At 65.4% G+C, this 396-nt stretch carries 1 pseudogene; it reads left to right on the forward strand.

The annotated features are described in order from the left end of the window. Window positions 1–396: pseudogene (locus PZH32_RS11610) on the forward strand (hypothetical protein); the annotation flags it as partial.

Genomic DNA, 396 nt, shown 5'->3' on the forward strand with positions numbered 1-396 from the left:
TTGGCGCTTTCCTTCTGTGCGCTGCCTTGCTGGTCGTCCAGGCCAATCTCGAGCTGTCGCTGCCGAACCTTATGAGCGACATAGTGGACGAGGGACTTATGCAGGGCGGCATCGAGGTGACGGCCGATGAGGTAGCCCCCTACGGCGACACCAGCGACGCTCTGGCCGTGCAGCAGGCCGTCGATGCCAAACGCGCCCAGATGGAGGCTGCGGGCGATACTCTGGCCGACGTTCAGAACGGCTACTTGCTGCGCACGGCCGCCCTTATGTTCGCCCTGTGCCTGGGTACGCTCGTTACCACCATCGCCTCGGGCTTTGTGGCGGCGCGCACGGCGGCCTCCATTGCCCGCGACACGCGCGAGAAGCTCATGACCCGCCGGAAGAGCTTCTTGCGCG

This window comes from Adlercreutzia equolifaciens (assembly GCF_029076695.1).
GTDB classification, from domain to species: Bacteria; Actinomycetota; Coriobacteriia; order Coriobacteriales; family Eggerthellaceae; genus Adlercreutzia; species Adlercreutzia equolifaciens_A.